At 41.3% G+C, this 24774-nt stretch carries 24 protein-coding genes; 10 read left to right on the forward strand and 14 right to left on the reverse strand.

Annotated elements, in window-relative coordinates:
* Positions 1-227: 227 nt before the first annotated feature.
* From SYN7502_RS18115 to rpsD, 8 genes are all read right to left on the reverse strand, one after another.
* Complete coding sequence (locus SYN7502_RS18115; protein ID WP_015167760.1) at positions 228-2348, reverse strand: methyl-accepting chemotaxis protein; 2121 nt, start codon at positions 2346-2348, stop codon at positions 228-230.
* Positions 2341-4746, reverse strand: coding sequence for a methyl-accepting chemotaxis protein (locus tag SYN7502_RS18120; protein ID WP_015167761.1), 2406 nt, complete (start codon positions 4744-4746; stop codon positions 2341-2343). The genes SYN7502_RS18115 and SYN7502_RS18120 overlap by 8 nt, the downstream gene beginning before the upstream one ends.
* A 54-nt stretch (positions 4747-4800) precedes the next feature.
* Entirely contained in the window at positions 4801-5250 is a 450-nt protein-coding gene (locus SYN7502_RS04850; RefSeq protein WP_015167762.1) for a chemotaxis protein CheW, read from the reverse strand.
* Positions 5247-5612, reverse strand: coding sequence for a response regulator (locus tag SYN7502_RS04855; protein WP_015167763.1), 366 nt, complete (start codon positions 5610-5612; stop codon positions 5247-5249). The genes SYN7502_RS04850 and SYN7502_RS04855 overlap by 4 nt, the downstream gene beginning before the upstream one ends.
* A 43-nt stretch (positions 5613-5655) precedes the next feature.
* The gene (locus SYN7502_RS04860; protein ID WP_015167764.1) at positions 5656-6906 is read right to left on the reverse strand and encodes a response regulator; all 1251 of its coding nucleotides are present in this window, start codon (positions 6904-6906) and stop codon (positions 5656-5658) included.
* A 267-nt stretch (positions 6907-7173) separates the two neighbouring features.
* Complete coding sequence (locus SYN7502_RS04865; protein ID WP_015167765.1) at positions 7174-7764, reverse strand: DUF4335 domain-containing protein; 591 nt, start codon at positions 7762-7764, stop codon at positions 7174-7176.
* 19 nt (positions 7765-7783) lie between these two features.
* A complete protein-coding gene (locus SYN7502_RS04870; RefSeq protein ID WP_015167766.1) occupies positions 7784-8368 on the reverse strand; it encodes a DUF3038 domain-containing protein in 585 nt (194 codons plus the stop codon).
* Positions 8369-8427: 59 nt separating this feature from the next.
* The gene (gene rpsD / locus SYN7502_RS04875; protein WP_015167767.1) at positions 8428-9036 is read right to left on the reverse strand and encodes a 30S ribosomal protein S4; all 609 of its coding nucleotides are present in this window, start codon (positions 9034-9036) and stop codon (positions 8428-8430) included.
* A 273-nt stretch (positions 9037-9309) separates the two neighbouring features.
* On the opposite strand from rpsD, the gene zwf reads away from it, so the two are divergent.
* Both zwf and opcA read left to right on the forward strand, forming a co-directional pair.
* Positions 9310-10839, forward strand: a complete 1530-nt coding sequence (zwf, locus tag SYN7502_RS04880; RefSeq protein ID WP_015167768.1) for a glucose-6-phosphate dehydrogenase — start codon at positions 9310-9312, stop codon at positions 10837-10839.
* 42 nt (positions 10840-10881) lie between these two features.
* The gene (gene opcA / locus SYN7502_RS04885) at positions 10882-11991 is read left to right on the forward strand and encodes a glucose-6-phosphate dehydrogenase assembly protein OpcA (protein WP_015167769.1); all 1110 of its coding nucleotides are present in this window, start codon (positions 10882-10884) and stop codon (positions 11989-11991) included.
* 59 nt (positions 11992-12050) lie between these two features.
* On the opposite strand, the gene glmS is transcribed toward opcA, so the two are convergent.
* Both glmS and SYN7502_RS18125 read right to left on the reverse strand, forming a co-directional pair.
* The gene (gene glmS, locus SYN7502_RS04890; RefSeq protein WP_015167770.1) at positions 12051-13889 is read right to left on the reverse strand and encodes a glutamine--fructose-6-phosphate transaminase (isomerizing); all 1839 of its coding nucleotides are present in this window, start codon (positions 13887-13889) and stop codon (positions 12051-12053) included.
* Positions 13890-13983: 94 nt separating this feature from the next.
* A complete protein-coding gene (locus tag SYN7502_RS18125; RefSeq protein WP_015167771.1) occupies positions 13984-15321 on the reverse strand; it encodes a J domain-containing protein in 1338 nt (445 codons plus the stop codon).
* Between the two features lie 278 nt (positions 15322-15599).
* Here SYN7502_RS18125 and SYN7502_RS04900 point away from each other — a divergent pair, with 278 nt between their 5' ends.
* A complete protein-coding gene (locus SYN7502_RS04900) occupies positions 15600-15827 on the forward strand; it encodes a DUF2949 domain-containing protein (RefSeq protein WP_041429924.1) in 228 nt (75 codons plus the stop codon).
* Positions 15828-15832: 5 nt separating this feature from the next.
* The gene (aroC, locus tag SYN7502_RS04905) at positions 15833-16912 is read left to right on the forward strand and encodes a chorismate synthase (RefSeq protein WP_015167773.1); all 1080 of its coding nucleotides are present in this window, start codon (positions 15833-15835) and stop codon (positions 16910-16912) included.
* Between the two features lie 10 nt (positions 16913-16922).
* On the opposite strand, the gene SYN7502_RS04910 is transcribed toward aroC, so the two are convergent.
* Both SYN7502_RS04910 and SYN7502_RS18130 read right to left on the reverse strand, forming a co-directional pair.
* Positions 16923-17189 (reverse strand): hypothetical protein, encoded by a 267-nt coding sequence (locus SYN7502_RS04910; protein ID WP_015167774.1) that lies wholly within the window; start codon positions 17187-17189, stop codon positions 16923-16925.
* Entirely contained in the window at positions 17186-20365 is a 3180-nt protein-coding gene (locus tag SYN7502_RS18130) for an ATP-binding protein (protein ID WP_015167775.1), read from the reverse strand. The genes SYN7502_RS04910 and SYN7502_RS18130 overlap by 4 nt, the downstream gene beginning before the upstream one ends.
* A gap of 191 nt (positions 20366-20556) precedes the next feature.
* Between SYN7502_RS18130 and SYN7502_RS04920 the strand changes: the two genes are divergently transcribed.
* The 3 genes from SYN7502_RS04920 (at position 20557) to SYN7502_RS04930 (ending at position 23059) form a co-directional block, all read left to right on the forward strand.
* Positions 20557-21348 carry a DUF4079 domain-containing protein gene (locus SYN7502_RS04920; protein WP_015167776.1) on the forward strand — a complete coding sequence of 264 codons (792 nt, stop codon included), beginning with the start codon at positions 20557-20559 and terminating at the stop codon, positions 21346-21348.
* A gap of 159 nt (positions 21349-21507) precedes the next feature.
* On the forward strand, positions 21508-22281 hold the full coding sequence (locus SYN7502_RS04925) for a DsbA family protein (RefSeq protein ID WP_015167777.1): 774 nt from the start codon (positions 21508-21510) through the stop codon (positions 22279-22281).
* A gap of 49 nt (positions 22282-22330) precedes the next feature.
* A complete protein-coding gene (locus SYN7502_RS04930; protein WP_015167778.1) occupies positions 22331-23059 on the forward strand; it encodes a sirohydrochlorin chelatase in 729 nt (242 codons plus the stop codon).
* Between the two features lie 256 nt (positions 23060-23315).
* On the opposite strand, the gene SYN7502_RS21145 is transcribed toward SYN7502_RS04930, so the two are convergent.
* Positions 23316-23444 carry a hypothetical protein gene (locus SYN7502_RS21145; RefSeq protein ID WP_256377866.1) on the reverse strand — a complete coding sequence of 43 codons (129 nt, stop codon included), beginning with the start codon at positions 23442-23444 and terminating at the stop codon, positions 23316-23318.
* 74 nt (positions 23445-23518) lie between these two features.
* Between SYN7502_RS21145 and SYN7502_RS20425 the strand changes: the two genes are divergently transcribed.
* Genes SYN7502_RS20425 through SYN7502_RS20435 form a run of 3 tightly spaced genes read left to right on the forward strand, consistent with a single transcriptional unit; the run spans position 23519 to position 24578 of the window.
* Positions 23519-23797, forward strand: coding sequence for a helix-turn-helix domain-containing protein (locus SYN7502_RS20425; RefSeq protein ID WP_210391276.1), 279 nt, complete (start codon positions 23519-23521; stop codon positions 23795-23797).
* Positions 23794-24009, forward strand: coding sequence for a winged helix-turn-helix domain-containing protein (locus SYN7502_RS20430; RefSeq protein ID WP_210391275.1), 216 nt, complete (start codon positions 23794-23796; stop codon positions 24007-24009). The genes SYN7502_RS20425 and SYN7502_RS20430 overlap by 4 nt, the downstream gene beginning before the upstream one ends.
* 2 nt (positions 24010-24011) lie before the next feature.
* A complete protein-coding gene (locus SYN7502_RS20435; RefSeq protein ID WP_015167904.1) occupies positions 24012-24578 on the forward strand; it encodes an IS630 family transposase in 567 nt (188 codons plus the stop codon).
* Here the strand turns inward: SYN7502_RS20435 and SYN7502_RS20110 are convergent.
* The gene (locus tag SYN7502_RS20110; protein WP_015167779.1) at positions 24558-24767 is read right to left on the reverse strand and encodes a hypothetical protein; all 210 of its coding nucleotides are present in this window, start codon (positions 24765-24767) and stop codon (positions 24558-24560) included. The two genes, SYN7502_RS20435 and SYN7502_RS20110, sit on opposite strands and share 21 nt — an antisense overlap.
* Between the last annotated feature and the right edge of the window lie 7 nt (positions 24768-24774).

Here is a 24774-nt window from a genome sequence, read left to right on the forward strand (position 1 = left end):
TAAAGGTTTAACGTAGGGGCTGATCTGATTTACGAATAGAATAACTAAGAAATTAAACTTTCCTAGCTTAATTTGATTTTTAACTGTACTTAATTAGGTATTAAATTAGTTATTAAAGACTGGCTACTATAATAGATATTAAAGCGTTGCTCGTTTTTTGATTGTCTTTCAGTTAACTTTTCCATCCTTTTTCCCATTTTCTTTGTTGATCTAAAAGCTAATCTAAATCAATTATCTCCTTCTTTTAAGTTATCGTTGGTGCTAGCAAATAGAAAGTTTTGGGGAATCTTATCCGCTGGTAATTGAAAAAAGCGTACATCATTTAACAGTCTTCTTGCCAATTGCCCCATCTGTGCCGATCGCTCAAGAGTTAAATTAGATTGACTAGCGGAACGTTGTGCCAAGGCTGCAATTTCTTGGATCGAATCTACACCGCTTTGCACAGCAACAGCAATTTCTTGACTCGATTGCAAAACACTATCTCCCAAGGCTGCTACCTGCTCAGTTACATCTTTAATATCCTTAAAAGCCTGACTTGATTGCTCAACTCCAGTGGTAAACTCGCTCACATAGTCGGTCACATCCTTAATATCTTGACTAATCCCCGATACCACAATTTCAATAAATCCCGTGCGTTGCTGTAGCACTACTAATCCCTGACTGGTTTGAGTCGCCAAGTTATTTACCTGAGAGGCGATTGCTTCAAATTCACGGGCAACACTAGCAAACTGATCTGGCTCTTTTTGTTCCACGGCACGGGCAGCAATCATGGAAGCGTTCATCGCCACCACTTGGGTTAGGGAGGATAGGCGTTTTTGATCCTGCACAAACTGTTTTGCCAAGTCCACAAACTCACCGAGGGTTTTTAACCTTTGCACAATTTGGGTGGTTCCCTCCTGTAATAGGGCAATGGAATTATTCAGCTTCGTAATTTCTTCCTGCCCCAATGACACTGCAGACTGGGCTGATTTAACGGCAATATTTGCGGCGATCGCTTCTTCGGAGGCAGTGGTGGCTAACTGATTAATATTTTCAATTTCCTTGGTAGCTTGAGCTACAGACTCAGACTGAAGTTGGGCATTTTGAGTTACAGAAGTCGCCAGTTGTTCCAGACTATCTGCACCTTGAGTTACTTGCTGGGCGGTACTTAACACCGTGGACATGATGTTTGCCAATTGTTCAATCAAGCGATTCAGCGTATCTGCCACTAGCCCCGTAGCTTGATCAGTCACCTGTGCCTGTACAGTTAGGTTTCCAGATTCCAAATCAGATACCACATCTAAAAGATCACCAACTTCATCCTCTAGTTCTATGGTCTGCGCCTGAACCTGTGCCCTAGCCTCCGCCTGCTCAATTTCGCTGTTTTGGAGCTTAGCAATCAGATTATTAAATAGGTTAGCTAAGGTGCCAATTTCATCTTGGGTAGATACCTTAATTGGAGTTGTTAAATTGCCCCGACTATATTCCCTAGCTGAGCGTTCTAATTTTTGAATTGATTTAATGATTTCCGTCACAATTGATAGGGCAAAAACGTAGCCAATTATGAGAAATATGAAGCCGATGCCAATTACCTGCACAAAAATTAAAGGAGGTTGATATTTATGTCCATGGATAAATACGGCTATGGGCTTACCTGCATAATTAAGAATTGGTGCGCCTGCAATTAAGAAAGACTGTCCCTCAATTTTGAACTCTTCTACAGTAGTTTTGCTCGAAGCCTCTTTAGCAATCTTGATGGGGAAGGTAGGGCTAAGTTTAGGATTGGCTAGATCATTGGGGGTGGCGATCGCTGTAAATTCAAGCAAAGCTTTACTAATTCCCGCCGTAGAAGCTTGAGTGTCCACGGGTTTAATCCCCACAATTGCCCCCAAAATATTTTGATTTTTAATCGGGGTAACTGTGTAATTCACTAAACTATTCTCGGAGGTCAAATCAGTCACACTAATTCGAGTACCCGAAGCGAGCGCCTTACTCACAAGCCCACTGGGATCAAACTTACTCCCAACTGGCACAGTACCCAAACTTGCAGTGACATTTGCCGATTGATCCACTATCAAAACAGATTTAGAGTCGCCCCTCAGGCTGGATAACTCTGAGCTATCAGGTAGTTTATCCCTTGAAATTGTAATAGGAGAAGAAGTTTGATTAAAGCCTTCAGCTAAAGTTGCTAGTTTAGATTTTTCCTGATTTTCTAACTGCTCCCACTGGCGATGTTCAGCTACTAATCCCGCCAAACTTATTCCCAGCAAAGTTAATACACCAGCAACACCCAAGGCTATATTTAACTTAGTGCCGATCAACCGATTTTGAAAAATATTAACCCCAGCAGATTGAATACGCTTACCCATGATCTTCGTCTCCTGTGTTGAAATCTTCAAGATTGGGTATTGACTCAATGTCAAGGGTTTGCACCTCTAGCCTAGGCGTGATCCCTGTATCCCCCAAGCTCAATAACAAAGAGTCTGGCAAACGGAAGAATTGAATACCTGCCAGTAATTTCCGTGCTAAAGCACCCATTTGTTCTGCTTGTAAACTAGTGCTTCGGGTTAAATCCGCAGTTTGGGTAGCTAATTTATCGATTTCACTCATGTACTGCACCGTAGTTTCAGCAGCATCAGCAATCTTAACACTAGACTCAGTAATACTCTGACCTGCATTTACCACCAACTCAGTCACTTTTTGAATGTCATAAAATGCCTTTTGCGATTGTTCAACCCCAGAGTTAAAGCCTTCCACTAGTCCACCCAAGCTTTGCACTTCGGAATCGATCGCACTTACTACAGATTGGATTTGGGCTGTCCGTTGTTGCAGAATTGCTAGCCCCTCGTTGGTCTGATTCGCTAGATTATTTACCTGTCCAGCGATCGCTTCAAATTCCCGTGCTACACCAATAAATTGCTTAGGGTCTCTTTGTTCCGCCGCCCGTGCCGCAACCAGAGTAGCATTAATTGCCAGTACCTGAGTTAAGGAAGCGATTTGCCCTTGATCCTGCACAAATTGTTCTGCTAACCCCACAAACTCACCCAGGGTTTTCATTTTTTGGACAATCTGGGCTGAGCCCTTTTGCAGAACTGAAATTCCTTCGGTTAGGGTGTTAATTGCCACCTGTCCTTCTTCCACCGTAGATTGCGCTGTGAGTAGAGATTGGTTGGCGGCACTAGCTTTAGTTGCTGAATCTTGGGCTGCGATCGCCACTTCCTCCGTTAAAGACACACCCTGAGCTACAGATTGAGCCTGCTCCACCGTATTGTCTGCCACGACCCTTGCTAATTTCTGTAAATCTTCTGCTCCATGCACCACCTGCTGAGTTGTACCTAATACACGGGCAATAATTTCTGCTAACTGCTCCCTCAACCGATTCAAAGTATCAGCTACTAGACCTGTGGCGCGATCACTAACCTCTGCCTCCATTGTTAAGTCACCCTCTTCCATTGCCGATACCACATCTAGCAAGCCCCCAACCTCATCTTCTAGGAACTCTGCTTCTGCCTGCGATTGTCTGGCTTGGTTTAATCTTTCCTGAGCCTGTACTGCTGCCGATACCTCTTCTCTAATTTTCTGCTCGTTTCTAGCAATTTGATTAATCAGCTTGTAAAAAGACTTAGATAACTGATCAATTTCATCTTGATTCCGCTCATCCTCAATGGAAGCCTCCCCCCTCTGTTCCGATATTTTTTCACATTCATCTAAGATCGGTTTAAGGCGATTATTAAGCTGCCGCACAAATATAAATACAACAACACCTAATAACGCTGCCACACTCATAGAAGCTAGGAGAACACCGACAAAAATTGGGGTTAAAACCGATGACTGGGGAACTTGAGCCAGTAATAACCATTTAGTTGAAGGTATGCGCCGAAAAGCCCAGAAATCTCCGCCTGATTCAATTAATCCAGCAGGCTCAGATTGGATGCGATCCCAAATTTGACTAATCTCAGGAATTGCCCTGTAACCCTTGATAGTATCTGATTTAGATAAATCTGGTGATGCCAATAGATAACCTTGGGAGCTTAAAATTAAAAAGGAGCCGTTATTATTTAGAACCTTAGTTTTTACTGCTTGGGAAAGGCTAGATAAGGTAACATCGGCAATAGCTAGACCAATCTTTTCTCCTGCTTGATCATTTAAGGGAGAAATAAATGAGGTCATAATTATGCTGCTGTTAGTATTAGCGTCATTAAAAGTAAAGGGTTCTAGCCAAATCGGTTCTTTGGAACTAATTTTCTGACTAAATTCTCCTTTCTCCGCAAGGCTATTGCCCGAGTATAAAGTGGCAAGGTCTGCGTATTTAATATCATCCTTATCTACTCCTCTACTAAAATAAGGATAATAAAATTTGCGATTAGGAACTAACTGATTGGGTGATTGGGCAAGACCCATAGCATAGGCTAACCCAACATTTCGGAACTGCTCTAGTACCAATTGTTTATACAAGTCTGCATCTTTAACATTAGCTTGCTTGAGAGACTTTGTGGCAGAACCCAATGCCAGTACGGACTGGTTAACAGTTAATAACTTAGACTCAATCCCATTGACTTCGGTATATACCTTCTGCTCAATTTCACGCTTGGCACCACTGACTAACTCATGGTAAAAGAAGTAAGATAGTCCTGCTAGTCCTAATAAAGCACTTCCCAGAACGTAAATAAACAGCCTTGAACCCAAAGAAGACATTATGGGAATAGTAGGGTTTCCTGTGGCTTTCTGAGATCGGCTATTGAGAGAAGACGCTTTACCAAATGACATAACACCTCAACTAGTTAATAATAATTGGCTTGACCTTTAGAACCTTAAGATAGGCTAAGATAACGGATGCCATCGCAACGGCTCCCATAATGTTTCCCCTAAACGGGTTAATAAACCTTCCAACCTTAGGTATTCAGATTGCTTGACCTCAGAGCTTAATTGCAAATACTGATCCGAGGTAACACTACTAATAACTCGATCAACAACCAAGCCCGCTCCAGCTATTTCTTCTAATTCCTCTGATAGTCTAACCACAGTAATTTTTTCAGGCACTAGAGCTTTAATTCCCTGTAAAGCCCGCTTCAAAGAAACCAAAGGCGTGATTACTCCCTGCTGTTGAACTAAACCCAGAATTGAGGGATTAAAAAATGGGATAGGCAAGAGTTCAGAGCGTTCAACAATCATGATCTCTGCCACAAACACATCAGGGAAAACCAACTGCAGATGATCTAAGCTAGCAAGAACGTAGCGACTATAGGAGGGTAGGGAATCTTGGGTGATCATTTGACTTTGTCTAATGCTTCAACAAGTGCCTCACGGCTTACAGGTTTTGGTAAATAGTCATCGGCTCCAGCTTTTTTAATTCCATAATCCATCTCTAGTTTGGTGCGTTTAGTAGAGCTAAAAATGACGTACTGATTTGCTGTTTCAGGTGTAGAACGAATTTTTCTGAGAAACTTGTAACCATCTAGGTCTGGCATGACCACATCTAAAAACACAGCCTTATAGTTACCTTGAACAATTTTGTCCAAAGCCCCCTCTGTGCTTTCACATACATCAACATCATGTCCTAAGTCTTGGAGTAAAGACCTCAGTAAATGTCTTTCAGCCGCACTGTCATCAATTATTAAAAAGTTGCCCACCATATAATTCGCTTAATGTCTTACAAAATTTATTGAACTAAACTAATCACACAAGTACATCCGAAGGTAAAGGTGCAACCTCTCTTAGGAGTGATCGCAGCTGTTCGCGGAATGATTCCGTATCTTCAGAAGTTCTGGGTTTTGCAATAAACCTGCAACTTGCCCACTTGGCTCTAAAACTATTGGTCATACTATTTTCTGCCGTTACCATAACCAAAGGAGTTGAGGCTAAGGTTGGTTGTCGCCGAATCTGTTTAATTAACTCAAACCCATTTAACCCCGGCATATTTATATCCAGAAATACCACTGAAGGGTTATGGGCTAATATCATCTGGGTAGCATTGGTAGCATCATCAGTTAGATTAACTTGATAACCCCAACCTGTGAGCAAATCTCTAAACTGACGTAATAAAACTGGCGAGTCATCCACCACAAATACACTGGGTTTTCCTGCAATTGTATCGGTACGGATAATATCGGGTACAACGCTAGTAAGGCTATCGGGTGACTCCCGTTCTGGTAAAGGCAATATAGAAACTATATTTTTCTGTGCCAGTTTATCTAATAACAAAGCACTGCGATAAATAGGTTGCTTAAAGCTGTCGGCAATTTCGCAAATCCGATGCTGACCCGTAGTAACCTTAGCAAACATTGGAAAATTATCGTTACCAACCCTAGCTAACATATTGGCGGCATCTATTAACTGCACGGTTTGATAAGGATGCTTAACACATTGAAATTGGAGCCATTGCTTCGCTTCGCTACTTGCTTTAGTCTCTAATAGAGGAAGCTGCCATACGGGTAGATTGGAGTTTAATCCATTAATTGGACGCCACACAAACGAAAACCTATCCTCAAGGTGCAGAGCCAACATACTTTCCAGTAAAACTTCCTTAAGAACAGCTTTGGTTGGCTCGGGATAGCGTTTAAAGACTTGGGTAATGAAAGGATAAGAATATGGTTTAGTACTTTGCTTTTGATCCCATTCAGGTAATCTTGCAAACTGCATTCCCGCATTCGCAAACTTACGAGTTAGGGTTTGCATAACTTGCCCTTCCTCTTCCATAAGCACAAGTCCCCCCATTTTCATAAGTATTTTCCACTTATGGTATGGAGTTTCAATCTGCAGAATACCTGTGGAACGGACAATTACTCTCATAGCTGCTAGTAAAGTTAGTAAGGAGGCATCCTTTACTACCTGACCTTCCGCAGGAACGTTCACAGGCGCAGATTCTGAGGCACGAGACATTTGCTGATCTAGAATACTTTGAAGTATTTCTTCTTGAGGATTAGACATGACAAAACACTCTATACCACTGTGAATAGTATTTAAACTTTGATGGAACAACTATAGTTTTAGAAGTTTTAGATCATAAGTTTTAGATAATAGAATCTATAAATTTATAAAGAATTTATCATCTATCGACATAATAGCAGCAACTAGCCTAATGTTGAACTGGCACTGTTTTTTATTTTTGCATAATTTTCTCTGGACAAAACTAGGCTGTATAGAAATCTTAAATAGTATACATAGTCAACGTATGCCCGCCCAATTTACCGAGCTTTAAAATATCTGATTTGATGCTATTACATGGTTTATGTTTAAGCTGCTAGATTGTGGTTGAGGTTTAAGAGTAGGTGGTTTGGGAGGGGGAATTAGAAGTAAAATAGCTGAGGCGATCGCTAAGGTGCTAACTCCTATAAATGCTGGTAAAACCGCAACTGAAGACTTGGAGGAATGTGCCACAGGCTCAATCACAACTTTTAGATCAAGCATAACTTGGGGATCAGTGCAAAGTTGATCAATACTTTCAGTTAAATCAAATAGTTGTACAGTATCCAAACTGATTTCTACAGGCTGATTTAGATCGCTGGATTTAATAGAGAGTTTGTGTAAGTAGTCTCCAACAACTTCTAGACGCACTGACTGATCGTCAACTGTAGTGGGAATTGCTGCTTGTAAAGCCTGAACATAGGTGCTTGTAGATCTAATTAGACTCTCTAGTAAATCTCTTCCCCCTGTAACCTTGGTACCGTTATGGTGAAATTTAAACTCAAACCCAGTTAAAATCGATAATTTGTTTCCTACCTCTGCGCTTATACCTTCAATTTGCAGAGTACAACTAGGTAAGCTATAGAGGCGTTGAATAGGCATAGTTCATTTTTAGGATCAATTACTTTTTAGAACCAATTAAATTACTCCAAAGTCTCTGCTCTCCTAAACTACCACTACAGAATAATAACTGAGTTAATAGATGGGTTCCTAGGTCTTGGATTTGTTGATCATTAAGTATAGATGGCGATCGCATTCTACTTAGGAACAAATCATGAAACTGGTGTAAGTAGGCATTTAAATAACCGAGATTATTTTGTAATCCTAGAGGCTCAATTTTGTTTTCACTGGCTTGGTAACTTGTAATGACTAACAATCGCAGGTGCGTATTAATTCTTCTGGCAATATGACAAATAATTACAACTATAGCTTTTGCTTCTTGCCAAGTCATAGTACCCCTCTGGTAGTTACGTCTATAGGGATTTGTGTTACGCATCCGCCAAAGACTAACTCGATTAGGAATTACGTCATTTAAAGCCAACTGCTCCACCAACTCAAGAATTACTTCTGTCGCCTGTAAATCAATGGCTTCGATCGCCAAAAGTAAATGATCCAAATCTACACGTATAGCTGGTGAACACCCCTGAGTTTGGGGCAGTTGTAGCTCAATAGATGGTTGAGGAAGTTGTAAGGTATTTGCCTGCATAGTTAGCAGTATAGGGGCTGAAGAGCTTGTTAAGTAGCTAACTGTATAGAAAATTAGGACTAGGCTTGACGTGAATAGTATTCAACCACAAGTAGTTCATTGACTTGAAGGGCAATCCACTCCCGTTCAACAACTCCATTGATCTTGGCAGTTAATTTTGCCTTCTCAAATTCGAGATGGCTAGGGGTATTAGCTAGCCCGGGAAATTCTAAGTTCTGCTCAACCAATTTACGAGATTTTTCGGAATCCTTAACACCGAGAACTTCACCAGGACGACAACCATAGCTGGGAATCGATACAACCTTACCATTGATGGTGATATGCCCATGACGAACCAATTGACGAGCCGCAGGAATTGTTGGTGCCATGCCAGTTCTAAACACAGTATTATCTAGGCGCATTTCTAAAAGTTGCAACAGGACTAAACCTGTGGAACCTTTAACCCTACGAGCTTGACGCACATAGCGTAGGAGTTGTCTTTCAGTTAAGCCATAGTTAAAGCGTAGTTTCTGCTTTTCTTCTAGGCGGACGCCATACTCGGATTTTTTCTTACGTTCTTGCCCATGTTGTCCAGGTGGATAGGCATGTTTAGGTTGCTTACGGCTGAGACCGGGTAGCTCTCCCAGTCTTCGTACAATTCTGAGGCGCGGTCCTCGGTATCGAGACATGATGTTCCTTGATAATTGATATTTTTACAGGCTTTCTAGTATAAACCGAATTTCCAAAAGTTGCTAGATTAAATTTGATCTAGTTTGTATTTATTTTGGCTAACTGTTTTGCTTAACTTATAAAATTATTTGGTGAAATTATTTTATAAGTTAAGCAAAATTATAAAAGCTAAAGAAAAAAAGGGTTAAATTCAGGGATCATTAAGGTTTAGCTAAAATGCTGGTGTCATATTTAACATCAATCATAGTTAACATAATAATGACTCAGCTCCTATGGTACAAATACTAGAAAATCCTTTACGTGTTGGGCTACAGCAGGAAAGAACTCCTGAACCTTTGATTTTGGTGATATTTGGGGCATCGGGAGACTTAACTGCTCGGAAGTTAGTACCAGCTATTTATCACCTCAAGCAACAACGTCGATTACCTGCGGAGTTAACTATTGTGGGGGTGGCACGACGACCTTGGAGTCATGATTATTTCCGTCAGCAGATGCGGGAAGGCATAGAGCAGTTTTCTGATGGTATTGGGGCGGAACCTCTATGGGAAAACTTTGAGCAAGGGTTATTTTACTGTGCCGCCGATATGGATAACCCCGATGATTATCAAAAGCTTAATGCCCTACTTACGGAGATTGATCAAAAGCGTGGCACTAGAGGAAATCGAGTTTTTTATCTAGCTGTAGCACCAAAATTTTTCCCTGAAGCAATTAATCAACTGGGAACAGCAGGCATGATTAAGGATGCACTTAAAACTAGATTAGTAATTGAAAAGCCCTTTGGTCGAGACTTAGCCTCATGTCAAGAGCTTAATCAGGTGGTGCAGAGGGTTTGTAATGAAAGCCAAGTTTATCGGATTGATCATTATCTTGGCAAAGAAACTGTGCAGAATCTCTTGGTTTTGCGCTTTGCCAATGCTATTTTTGAGCCGCTATGGAATCGCCAGTTTGTCGATCATATTCAAATTACCGTTGCTGAGACAGTGGGTGTAGAGGATCGAGCGGGATACTATGAAAGTTCGGGCGCATTACGGGATATGTTGCAAAACCACCTTATGCAGCTTTTTTGCTTAACTGCTATGGAGCCTCCTAATACTATGGATGCTGATTCATTGCGTAATGAGAAGGTAAAAGTAATTCAATCTACCCGCTTATCTGATAGCCGTGATTTAACTTTTTCAGGAATTCGCGCCCAGTATGGAGTCGGAGCAATTAAGGGTAAGCCTGTGCCTGCCTATCGCACCGAACCCAATGTTAATCCTGAGTCCACGGTTCCTACCTATGTGGCAATGAAATTCTTTGTGGATAATTGGCGTTGGCAAGGTGTGCCATTTTATTTACGCACAGGCAAACGGATGCCTAAAAAAGTAAGTGAGATTGCGATCCAATTTCGAGATGTACCTCTAACACTATTTCAGTCGGCGGCAAAGCAGGTTAGTCCTAATATTCTCGCTCTGAGGATTCAACCCAATGAAGGTATAGCTTTGAGATTTGAGGCTAAGATGCCCGGTGCGGATTTGCGATCGCGATCGGTGGAAATGGACTTTGGCTATGGTAAAACCTTTGGAGTTGAGGGTTCTGATTCCTATGAGCGACTATTGCTAGACTGTATGTTGGGAGATCAAACTTTATTTACCCGTGGTGATGAGGTGGAAGCGGCGTGGAAAGTTGTTACGCCTGCACTTTCGGTGTGGGATCAACCCAGCGATCCAACCCTAATTCCCCAGTATCAAGCAGGTTCTTGGGGCCCCCTAGAGGCGGATATTATGCTCAATCGTGACGGTCGACAATGGCGAAGATTGTAGTAGTTCACTTATAAAATAAAACGAGTAAAACGAGGAGGTTTTATGCAGTCAGCATCAGTTTTATCTCTACAAGCACCAAAAGATGTATCTCTATCCCAGATTGAGCTTGAACTTAGCAAAATTTGGCAATCCTATGGTGACACGGCTGCCGCTAGGGCAACAACTTTTAACCTATTGGTTTATGAGCCTGAAAATGAAGTTGGGGCAAGGTTGGTTTCGATTGATACCATATCTAGTCAAAATCCCTGTAGGGTGATCGACCTTTGTCCGATCTCTGGGGAAGATGAGGGTATTACTGCCCAAGTTGCTGCCTACTGCCCTATTCAGAAAACTTCTAGTTCTTTAATTTGCGGTGAATATATTACCCTCAGGGGAACTAGGGAGGCTTTTAGTCGGATTCATCCCCTATTATCAGATTTGGTGATTCCTGATTTGCCTACGTTTGTCTGGTGGAAAGATAGTCCCGCTCCCTATACGAAGATGTTTGAGCGCTTAACCAATTTGAGCGATCGCATGATTTTTGATTCGGCATTTTTCAAGGACTCGGAAGCGGATTTATTAAAAATGTATGAATTGATTAATAATCATGCCCAAGTTGCTGATTTAAATTGGCGACGCTTAGCTCCTTGGCAAGAACTGACAGCCCAAGCCTTTGACTCTCCCGACCGCCGTCCCGGAGCATGGAAGGTAGATCGAGTCACCATTGACTATGAAAAGGGTAATAGTACCCAAGCTTTAATGTTTTTAGGCTGGTTGGCGAGCCGCTTAGATTGGCAGCCAATATCTTTGGTTAAAGAAGGGGGGGATTATAACATTCAAAAAATTAGGTTTATTGGACGCAATAATCTGGATGTTCAAGCTGAACTAGCAGCAATTCCCGTTGGTGATGTTGGTGATGTGGAAGGCGATTTAGTCGGACTAAAATTAACCTCTACCGATCCTGATGCGGAAATTTCTAATGTATTCTGTTCGGAATCCATGGGCTGTATGCGGATGGAGGCGGGCGCACAGAGTATCCAGACTTATCAGGTATCTCCCCTTTCTGATCAAAGTGCAAATCTTCTGCTCAGTCAGCAATTACAACGCTGGGGCAGAGAGGTGCTATATGAGGAAAGTTTAGCTTTGACGGCGGAAATCCTTAAGCTATCTTGATGGCAATCTATGACAATCCACCGCCTAATAATTTGCCCAATGATTCTAAAATGCTAAGCCTATTCTACCGTGACAGATTTTGCTAGGTTTCTAGGCTGATCCACATCCAAGCCACGATGGGCAGCAATGTGATAAGCAAAGAGTTGTAAGGGAATTACGGTGAGAATAGGCGAGAGGATTTCTTCAACAATGGGGATGGGCAGAAGATGATCAAAGGTTTCTACGGCGACTGGATCATCCATAGGAGCAACACCAATTAATTGGGCATCCCGTGCCTTTGCCTCTTGCGCGTTGGATAATACTTTTTCATAGACATTACCCGGTGTGGCGATCGTAATTACAGGTACGTTTTCGTCAAGTAGGGCGATCGGTCCATGTTTCATTTCACCTGCAGGATAGCCTTCAGCATGGATATAACTAATTTCCTTCAGTTTTAATGCTCCTTCGAGGGCAATGGGGAAATTAATGCCTCTACCTAAATAAATAATGTCATGGGCATGGCTAAATCTATGTGCTAGGTTTTCAATGTAGCGTTCTTGACTTTCTAAAATTCGCTCAATTTGGGCTGGTAGTTGGCGCAGTCCTTCAATAATTGTGGAGATTTTCTCTGGGGTGAGCGATCGCCTAATCTTACCTAACTCCAGTGCTAATACATAGAAGACTAATAGTTGCGCCACAAAGGTTTTAGTTGCGGCTACGCCAATTTCTATACCTGCTTGGGTATCTAAAACTTGATCGGCAAGGCGACCAATGGAACTTTCAGGACGATTAGTAATCCCTAGGGTGCGATCGCCCCTTGATTTAGCCAATTCTAGTGCGGCTAGGGTATCTGCCGTCTCTCCCGATTGGGTTACACCAATAACAAGGGTATTAGGAATAATAGGTGGAGCCGCATAGCGATACTCAGACGCATAGTTAACTGTGGTAGGAATACCAACTAGTTGCTCTAGTAAATATTTACCAACTAAAGCAGCGTGCCAACTGGTACCACAGGCTAGAATTTGAATATTAGTTAGGTCTTTGAGACTAGATTCTAGTTTTAAGCCCAAGTTAATTTCATTGGTTTCAGTGACAAACTTCGCCAAACCTGCCCGAATTACGCCCGGCTGTTCGTGAATTTCCTTGAGCATATAGTGACGAAAGCCTTGCTTTTCCACCATAACGGGATTCCAACTGAGGGTTTGAACACCACGTTTTTGCCGATCGCCATTAAAGTTATAAATTTCCACACCACGACGGGTGATTCTGCCAATTTCGCCATTATCTAAAGCCATAACCACATTTGTATAGGCAATCAGGGCGGGAGTATCAGAAGCAAAGAAGTTTTCATCTTTCCCAATGCCAATAACTAAAGGTGCCTGTTGCCGCACAACAATTAATTCATCGGGGTATTCAGCAGAAATTACAGCGATCGCAAATGCCCCTTGTAACTTACCCACCGCCAGTCTGACCGCTTCAAGTAGGGTATTGCCCCGTAAAAATTCGGAAATTAAATGGGGGATTACCTCCGTATCGGTTTCACTCACAAATTCATGCCCCAGATATTTTAACTCTAGGCGCAGAGCATGATAGTTTTCGATGATGCCATTTTGGACGACAGCCAAGGAACCTGTATTATCGGTGTGGGGATGGGCATTATGTTCTTCAGGTTTACCGTGGGTTGCCCAGCGTGTATGTCCAATTCCAGTTTTAGCACTTACACAATTTGGTTCGGTAGTTAATTTTTCTTCAAGATTACTTAATTTGCCTTTAGCTCTTACTCTTAATAACTCCTTAGAATTAGTCGAAATGGCTGCTATCCCTGCGGAGTCATAACCCCGATATTCTAATTTGCGTAGTCCTGAAATTAAGACTTCTACCGCACCGCGATCGCCTATATAGCCAACTATTCCACACATAAGCCTATGACTCTAAGGGTTTTAGATTAAAACTTTTAATTTTGTAAGATCATCAATAAATTTATAGTTAGTCCATCATCAGCCCTAAGAAGCTCTAAACAGTTGCAAGCCCTATGGCAATTAAGGGTGGAACTGTAACTCCTAGACAAAAACTACTAATTAAAATGATGAAAGGCACTGCCAAGGTCGCTAAAGATTCGGAGATACCTAAAATCTGATGACAACCACTGTACAGAGTTAAGACAAGATAGCATAATCCCACTATTACTAGTGCTAGGTAAAAATGAAAATTACTAATTTCTATGAGTGTAATTAACGCCCCCACCAAGCTTAGATAACCAATGGGTAAAAGTCCTACCCCTGCTAAAAACAGATCACTAACCCAATTACCTTTACCTTGAAAAATATTGCGGAGGATAAATCCAGATAGAAGAAGACTTAACCAAGCAATTGCTCCGATCGCCAGCAAAATTGGAAATGAGACTTTCACATACTGGGCAACTTGGCGGAGGCTAATGTAATTACCAACGGCAAAGCATAGATTAAAAATTAGGGCAAAAATAATTCCCACATAAATAGCCCGATTACCCGTGAGCCTCAGATACATAGAGCGCATTCTACCGATCGGGTTCACAGTCACTACAACTAAGCTAAGCACCACATCTGTCCATAAATTATTAAAATTGTGAAAATGCCTGACCTGAAAATGATTACTTACTTTTCTAATTTCTTCCACAGTTAATTTGTGGTTTTCAGTATCTCCCTGTTGTGTAAAAATTTGCGAGGCTTTACCTAGGTCGGCGATCGCTGCTTGTCTATTATTAAGTTGAGCATGGGCAATACCGCGCCGATAAAATGCCTGTCCGTAATTATATCTAAGATTTAGGGCATGGGTGTAGTCTTCGATCGCACCGTGGGCATAGCCTAGTTTTAATTTAGCAAGACCCCGATTATAGTAAGCCTCAGCCATATTAGAGTTGAGATTAATCGCTTTCCCAAAATCAATAACTGCCTCAGATAATGCCCCTAGCTTGTAATAACAAAGTCCACGTTTATTGTAGGCATCCGCATAATTTTTATTGAGGGCGATCGCTTGGTTATAGTCTTTGATCGCATCTTGATAATTGCCATTTTGAGATTTCTTTAGCCCTTGACTGTAATATATTTCCGCACCTTTGCGGTTAGAGCTATTAGAACTATTAGTAGTATTTAGATCAAAATTTGTACCATCGTACTGCGATCGTCTTTGCTGGTCAGATAGTACTGTATATGCCTCATTAATCACACGAAACTTATCCGCAGATGTAGAGTCGTGGGGATTGAGATCGGGATGATATTGCCGAGCTAAGGCACGATAGGCAGCTTTTATCTCTTCAGCCGTAGCCTTTGGTCTAATACCCAAAATTTTGTAGTAATCAGGAGATTTCTGCACTTTGGATTAATGATCTTTATGCTTACTTTAGGGGATTTAAGATAGGCTATATCTATAGATTAAGATAGCAGTTGCAAGACTATCATTGATAACTTTTGATTTACATCTAGCTTTTGATTTGCATCTAACTTTAGAGAAGTTTAAACAAAAATTAAAGAAAAATCTTTCCAAAATAGAAAGCGGAGAAAAAGTATTCTCAAAATAGCGGGGTAAAAACTTGATCTAATAGTGCAAATATGTTAGGTTTCGCTACGCTAATCGTTTTCAATTGGTACCAGATGCGGTCTCAATCTGCTGAATATTATCCCGACAGCGACCAACAGGAGTTAGAACTCTATCTGATTGAGTCTGCTCTAATCAACCAAGAACAACTAAATCTAGCCAAAAAGCTCCAAGCTCGGCAGGAAGGACCATTATTAATGATCTTGCTGCAACTTAATTTTATAGATGTAAATCAGTTCAGTGGGCTGATAGACTGGACACCTAAGGCAAGAATTGATAACTAAGCATAATGGGGAATACTTTTGGGCATTTATTTCGGGTTACCACCTATGGAGAATCCCACGGCGGGGGAGTTGGGGTAATTATTGATGGCTGTCCGCCCCGTCTGGAAATTAGTGAAACTGAGATTCAACTTGAACTAGATCGCCGCAAACCTGGGCAAAGTAAAATTACAACTCCCAGAAAAGAAGATGATCGCTGTGAAATTCTCTCCGGTGTATTTGAGGGTAAAACCCTTGGTACCCCAATTTCGATTATGGTGCGGAACAAAGATGCCCGTGGTCAAGACTATGCGGAAATGGCAGAAAAATTTCGTCCTTCCCACGCTGACGCTACCTATCAGGCAAAGTATGGTATTCGTAATTATCAAGGGGGCGGTAGAAGTTCAGCCCGTGAAACCATTGGTCGAGTTGCAGCAGGGGCGATCGCTAAAAAACTACTCAATCAATTTGCAGGGGTGGAAATTATTGCCTATGTTACCCAAATTCAAGATTTAATTGCCCCCATTAATTCCGATACTGTGACCATGCCTGATGTGGAGAGCAATATTGTGCGCTGTCCCGATCCAGTAATGGCAGAAAAAATGATTGATTTAATTGAAGCAATGCGGCGTGAAGGTAACTCTGTCGGTGGAATTGTGGAATGCGTTGCCCGTAATGTCCCAGTGGGCTTGGGCGATCCGGTATTTGATAAACTTGAAGCAGACCTTGCTAAGGCAATTATGTCTTTACCTGCTACCAAAGGCTTTGAAATTGGCAGTGGATTTGCGGGAATTCACCTGACGGGCAAAGAGCATAATGATGAGTTTTACCGAGATGGCGATCGCATTCGCACAGTTACTAATCGGTCGGGCGGGATTCAAGGGGGAATTTCTAATGGTGAAAATATTATCATTCGGGCTGCCTTTAAACCCACAGCTACGATTATGCAGGAGCAGAAAACCGTAAGCATAACTGGCGAAGAAACAACCCTTACTGCTAGAGGTCGCCATGATCCCTGTGTACTGCCCCGGGCGGTGCCGATGGTGGAAGCAATGGTAGCTTTAGTTCTGTGTGATCACTGGTTAAGAAATCGAGCGATCGCTATTTAGTTTACATTATTTAATGTAATAGATAGGTTATAACGTCAAGGGCTGCGGATTTTAACCATTTGTCGGCATCATTTTCTAGGATGAGCCAATGAGCTAGGTTCTTGGCAACTTCTGGTTGTCTTAGGCTAAGTTCAAGTATCGCCGATGTGGCACACGAGGGTTCATCTTGATAATTCTCGATCAATTCGATTAACACATGATCTGAGACATCCTGCCATTCTGGAACTTCAGGATAGATCATTTGAATACCAGTGGCTGTCCAAATTTGGTTACTCATGATTTATTTAGATTAATTGAGCTGGCAAGATTAGCGATCGCCTCAAAGTTAAAATTTTCAATTAGCTCCATGAGTTTGTACCTGAGATCAGTGTATTCCGTAGATTCACTGGAGATTTCTCCAATTAGTTGCATTATTGCTTCGTCATCACCCGCTTGGGCAGCAAGTTTGAGATTGGTTATCCATGTCTCTGGCATCAGATCAGCAATTTCCCTAGAGGTTAAGCGTTCAGTGGGGATTACCTGCTCCTGTGATTCTGGGTTGGCGTTACTGTAGGCATATTTAACCCCCAAATGGGCAGCAATCTTTGTCAGTAAAGTCTCTTCTCGAAAGGGTTTACGGATAAAGTCGTCACAGCCTGAGGACATAACTATAACTCTTTCTTCTTCAAGTACGCTGGCAGTCAGGGCAATGATAATCGTAGCTTGTCCCTTGAGGTGGGATTTAATATATTCCGTAGCGGCGTAGCCATCCATTATAGGCATCCGCATATCCATGCAAATTAGGTGTGGTGACCAGGTTGCCCAGAGATCGATCGCTTCTTGTCCGTTACTTGCTTCTTTGACCTCGAAGCCCAAGGGAGTAAGGAGTTTAGTAATTAGTTTGCGATTTTCAAGGCGATCGTCTACGGATAATATGCGATAAACGGGCTGATTTGGTTCTAAGCCAATGATTTGAGACTGGGGCAGGTTTGCCTCTACCTCTAGGGCATTACCAATTTTTAAGGGAATACTAAACTCAAATCTTGATCCCACTCCAACTTGGCTGGTGACGGAAATATGACCATGCATTAGCTGTACTAGTTTTTGTGATATTGCCAATCCCAAACCTGTGCCTTCTTGGGCGTGGCTAGATGCGGTTTGGCTAAAGGCGGTAAATAAACGTTCCTGTTCGGCGATCGCAATTCCTAAACCTGTATCTTGGACAGCAAAGTGTAAAAAGTCCTGATCCTGATCAACTTGTAGGGTAATGCTTCCAGCCTCGGTAAACTTCACAGCGTTGCTTAAGAGATTGAGTAACACCTGCCTTAATTTACGTTCATCGGCGATCACATAGTGGGGAATAATCCCATAATCACAAATTAGTTCCAGATTTTTAGTTTCTGCCCGTAGTCGCATCATTTGAACAAGGGAATCCAGCATTTCCTTAAGATTAAAGTTATCTTCCTGAAGCGTCATCTTGCCCGCCTCAATTTTGGACATATCTAAAACATCGTTAATTAAATTCAGGAGATGTTCCCCACTGCGACTGATAATATTCAAATTTTCCTGTTGTTCAGCATTTAGGCTGCGATCGCGAATCAGAACTTGGGTAAAACCTAAAATGGCATTTAAAGGTGTGCGGAGTTCGTGACTCATATTTGCTAAAAATGCACTCTTAGCCTGATTGGCGGTTTCAGCAGTTTGGATGGCAGTTTGCAGTTCTCCTTCGATCGCTTTACGAGTGGTAATATCCTGAACTGTACCCTCATAAAATAAAATTTCATTGTCACTATCTTTAACCATACGAGCAGTTTCGGAAATCCAAATGATGCTGCGATCCTTACGATAAACCCTAGACTCAAAATCATTAACTTCACCATATTGACTGATTAATTGCTCAAACTCATGACGGCGATTGGGTAAAACGTACAAATTATGGTTAAGGTCTTGTAAACTCACCATCAGGTCTTCTCGGGAGTCATAGCCCAAAATTTTGACCAAGGCGGGATTAGCATTAATGTAATAGCCAGCAGGAGTAGTCTGAAATATCCCTTCCACTGAGTTTTCAAACATACTGCGATACTTACGCTCTGCCCGTTGGAGTTGCCATGTACGCTGTTCAACTTTTAGTTCAAGGTTATCTAACGCCTCACCGAGATCAGCAAAGGAATTTTGTAACTGCTCCGACATGTAATTATAGGAATGTGCCAGAAGGTCTAGCTCCTTTATGCGTTGGGGGCTAATTTTTGCATCTAAATTTCCATCGGCGATTTCTCGACTAGCATTAACAATCTTTAAAATTGGGAATGAAATCCACCGAGATGTAAACCAAGCAACTATAGATATGGCGATCGCTGTAATTACATAAACCAAAATCAGGTTATTGCGGTTTGCCTCGATCTGTTCCATAAAGTCAGATTCGGGAATTATCACTACAGTTAGCCAATTTAGTCCTAGATTATTAGTAACGGGAATTACCTGTAAAAAATAGGCTTTTTGGTCAAAATTTAACTGCATTTGTCCCATAGTATTAGACTGAGAATTCCCATAGCTATCAACAGCGTTTGCCACAGCCTTGGTCAGAGCATTAGTACTATTTACCGCTTTAAATAATTCTCGTCCCTGTCCACCTTGCACTCGAAATGGTAACTCTGCGGTTGAAGTGGCAATTAAAATCCCATTTTTATCCATAATGAATGCCTGTCCCGATCCACCGACTTTAAGATTACGCAAGTAGCTGCCAATGCCATCTAGGCGCAGGGCAGTGTTAATTACCCCTACGGGTTGGTTCTGCTCATAGATCGGGGTGACAGCACTAATCAATAAAGTTGGCTCTAATAGGGAAATATAGGGATCGCTCCATGTGGTTTTTCCTGCTGCCACTGCCTTTTGGTAAAAACTCCATTTGGTTGGATCAAAGTTCTCCATAATTAGTGATCCCGTGGTGCGATCGCCCAAAGCATTAGTCTTAAAGGAATAAAAATTTCTGTTAATAGTTTTTTTACCCAATTGGGTAATTTTGACTGGATCAACTACATTAATTCTAAAACTTCCATCTGCCAGCCTTTCTCCAGTGCGGTACTCTCCCTTGTAGTTGCCCACAGAAATAAAATTAACCGTGGGATAGATCTGGACTTGCTGCCATAGATACTTTTCCCAAGTTTTTAAGTTCTTAATATCAAGGAGTTTAAGCTTAACGGCATTAAGATTGGTTTGGTTGATTTGTTTAGGAATGCTCAGGTAATTTTCTAAGTTCTGATCAATGCGATCGCCAAGACTTTGACCTAACTGCTGGGCTATATCCTTAATACTTTCCTGTCCGTTTTTAATAGATAAATAGCTCACTACCCCCATTGCTAATAGGACTTGAGAGATAAACGGGACTGCCAAAATAAATAGCAGGGGAACTTTGATTTTAGGTTGTTTGAATTTAGCTTGTAAGTTAGTTTTTAAGTTAGCTTTTGAGTTATTCATTAGGCGATCGGGGAGTCTATATGAAATTTACATGAGATTTTGTGAGAAAAAATTAAGTTTAGCCTAATCTAAATTCATCGGAACTAACGTAATTATTGGTAGTATTTCAGGATAGTTTTCGCAACTTCTAAAACAACTTAAATCAACAACACAAATCCAAGTCTGGCAACTGTAAGCGAGTAAAGTAAGCAATGGAACTAACAGATTTTTTAAGGATAATTCATCCCTCGGTGGCCGTTACCGTAGTATTTCCGATTCTGGGCATGGTGCTAAATATGGCATGGCAAACTCGACAACGCCGACTGAAATCCCAAGATGGTAGTAAGTCTAAAATCCCGCCATCAGTGGGTATGGAGCATGTCAAACTGGGTAAAGTACTATCTGGGGCAGTGGTTGGTATCAGTTTATTGGGAATGACGCATCCAACCGTAAAGTACATTCTGAAAAATGATTTAGTCACTAAAGACTTTACCCAAGTCCTAATTTTGGCTCTGCTATTTGTAGCAACGATCGCTTCATTAGTATTTTTATACATAGCTCGTGAGCGTCTATGGTTGGGAATATTTGCAACTTTAACAGGGCTGGGCGTGGTTCTCATTGGATTTCAGGACAATATTTTTAAACGGGAAGGCTTTGGTGCTATCTTTCGGCGGGATAACGAATGGATGGTTTCGCATTTTTACTATGGTATTTCTGTAACCATGCTAATGATCTTTTCCTTGGCAATTATTCAAGATATATACCAAGATCGGCAAAATCGTTGGCGTACCTTACATATAGTTCTAAATTCTATTGCTGTGTTATTTTTCATTGCTCAGGGATTTAGTGGTGCGAGGGATTTACTGGAAATTCCCCTTAGTTGGCAAGAACCCTTTATATATAGTTGTGATTTTGACAAAAAGGTATGTAAAGCCAGCTTAGATAGTCCTTATCTAGTTGGTAATCAAATTGGACAAAGTCCTAATAAGATCAACAAGATATAAGCGTTTTAGGTCTTCGATATATCTTTCTCCCCAAGATTTTATAGCGATGCAGCATGAATGTCGTAAACTTTGGAATGAGTGATTATCGACCGAGGGATTTTTGACAAACTTCTATCGCCATTTTAGGAATGCTGGACTAATAAAATTGACTTAAAAACTATGAATAATTTGTGGGTAAATTTACAAAGTAAGATTAATGGAATTGGGCGATCGCTTGTCTTGCTTTTGATGTTGCCCTTGCTGCTGTGGGGCTGCGGCTCCTCTACGGCTCAGGCTGACATTGATCCCAAACTAGAATCACAGGTCTTAGAAATTATTCGCAAAAATCCCCAAGTTATTCTGGAGTCAGTGCAAGCTTATCAAAAGGCACAACGAGATCAACAATCTCAGGCACAGGATCAAATTTTAAAACAAATTCAAGCTAAGCCCCAAGCATTTATTCAAAACTCTCCCACTAAAGGGGCTACCAGTCAAAAGTTAATCCTGACGGAGTTTTCTGACTTTCAGTGTCCTTTCTGTGCCAAGGCACATGCTGTGGTCAAGCAGTTTATTGCCAGCCGTGGCGATCGCGTAACTTTAGTTTATAAGCATTTTCCTTTAACTAATATTCATCCCAATGCTGAACCCGCCTCCTTAGCATCATGGGCAGCCCAGCAACAAAATAAGTTTTGGGAATTTCATGATGGCTTATTTGAAAATCAAAGCCAACTAGGGGAAGATTTGTATATCTCTCTGGCAACTAAGCTCGGACTGAATGTGCAAAAATTTAATAGCGATCGCCAAAGTGAAGCAGCTAAACAAGCAGTTAATAAAGATGTGGAATTAGGGAAAGCGATCGGTGTCCCCGGAACTCCATTTTTCATCATTAATGGTGTACCACTGCAACCCTCCAATGACTTACTTACGGATTTAGAGAATGCCGTAAAAGGTTAAGCTAAAGACACTTGAAAATTATTCAGTAAAATTATTTGGTTTTTACCCAGTGCCTAGAATTTCCTATTTTCTAGTTACCCACGGGAGTCGTAATCCCTCGGCGGCTGAGTTTTTGCATAATTTAATTAATCTAGCAAAGGCAAAATCTGAAAATTTAGTAGGAGGTGGACTGCTAGAAGGGCATGAATTAACTCTAAGTCAGCAATTAGTTAACTTTGCCAATTCTGCTAAATCACAGGTTTGCGATCAGATTTTAGTTATCCCCATATTTTTATTGGCAGGAGTCCATGTTTGTGAAGATTTACCCAAGGAGGTGAAAATTGCCCAAGAAACCTATGGATCACAGTTAGAAATTAAAATTGCTAATCACTTTGGCACCTATCCGATTATTCCGTCTTTACTAAAATCTAAATTCCCTAAAAAATCCACAGCTAGAATCCTGCTGGCACATGGTAGTCGCCGTCCAGAAACTAGACAATATTTGGAAAAATTAGCCCAAGCATTAGAATCAATTCCTGCCTATTGGTCGATCGCTCCTAGTCTCCAAACGCAAATAGAAGCTTTAGTTAGTCAAGGACATTCAAATATTACCGTTCTACCCTATTTCCTATCATCTGGCGGCATTATGGAGGCAATTGCTACTATAACTTCCAATTATGAAATTCCAATTCAACTCCTAGAACTACCCTTTGCTCCACAGGCGATCGTTGAAATAGTAATTAATCACATTGAATTTTATGAAAACCATCAAGTTCAACCGAGGAGAATAGCTAGATAAAAAACTCAATCTGTCTTTGTCCCTATTCTTCTAACTGGTCTTGCGTATAGTCACTGCCCACTGAACCTGAAACCTGAAATCACCACCCGTCACAGCAGAACTCAACCCAGATTGGGGTATGCGGAACGGGGGACTTGAACCCCCAACATGTACCTGAATCAGTATTGTGTCTCCTAGAACTTTTTAATAATGAGCATCTTGGAAATCTATATATTTTAGGACTATATATTGGACTAGATTTTTTGAGATCTGGTTTTCAAAATTTCTGCAGGACTAACCTCCCGGTTACTGCCTGAAGCATTACGCCGACGGTAATGGTTCCCGTATTGCCAGTCAGACTTGCTACCCGTTGCCCGATCTCGCTCACATTGTTGGATCTTGTCATATATCCCGTTATACCAAATCGAAGAGTATAGACTACAGATGGTATAAATATATAAACCGAGTTCAAAGAAAAAAATGGCAGGAGTATACAAATTAGAGATCAAAGAAAGTGAAGAAGAGCTAAAACATATGCTGAGAGTGCAAAAGACCGCATCAGATAAAGAAAGAATTCAGATGCTGTATCTGTTAAAAACAAAACAAGCAAGCACAATCCAGACAGCATCGACAATACTGGGACGGCATCGAGTTACATTGCAAGATTGGTTAGGGAATTATCGCAAAGGGGGAATAGTAGGACTAAACCTAGAACAGGGCGAAAACAGAGTATTCCACAATGGGCGCAGAAAGCATTGATAAAAAAGCTGGAAGAAGCAGAAGGCTTTGAAAGTTATGGGCAGATCTGCCAATGGTTAGAGAACCAATTAGGAATCAAATCAAACTATAAAACTGTGCATCATCTAGTCCGATATCGGCTGAAAGCCAGACCGAAAGTGACACGTCCAGTCAGCGCAGGAAAGTCAGAAGAGCAAGTAGAAGCATATAAAAAAACCTTGCCAGTATTATAAGCATGATTGCTTGGTTTGGCATTAATATAATCGGACTAAATGGCAAAGTGAGATTCTTTTGTCAAGATGAAACACGAATTGGGTTAAAGACAATTAGTGGAAGGAAGATCACAGCAAGAGGAGTCAAACCCAAAGGTAAAGTTCAGTGGCAGTTTAAGGCAACTTACCTCTATCGAATTGTAGAACCATCAACAGGGGAAAGCTTTTTCTATGAATTTACTCACCTTAATAGTGAATGCTTCCAAGTATTTCTGAACTTAGTAAGCGCATATTTTCAAGGTGACATCATCGTTATGCAAGTGGATCAAGCAGGAGCACACAGAGCAAAACGGTTAAAGATTCCTAAAAATATTATTTTGCTATTTCAGCCTGCCCATGCACCTGAGACTAATCCCATTGAAAGAGTGTGGCAGCATTTCAAATTAGGGTTGAGGTGGAAACTGCCAAAAGATCTTGACCAGTTGCGTGCATTAATGCGGGAAAGGTTAGAAGTTATGACTCAGGAGGTAATTGCTTCGATTGTTGGGTGGGATTATATTTTAGAGGCTTTATCTGTAGCTCGTATTTAACGATTTGGTATTACGGCTTGTACCGAGGTAGGGAGATGCTTTTGATAAAGTGAGCCACTGGGATGGAGCACCACCATTAAAAGCAACTTCTAAACTTTCGTATAGCGTAGAGGCAAGCGCTTCAGAAGCAGCCTCAATTTCCAAACTAATTGTTTTAGCTTTGATCGCAATCTTTACATCGTGTTTCATAATGCCT

The sequence above is a fragment of the Synechococcus sp. PCC 7502 genome, assembly GCF_000317085.1.
Taxonomy (GTDB): Bacteria; Cyanobacteriota; Cyanobacteriia; order Pseudanabaenales; family Pseudanabaenaceae; genus PCC-7502.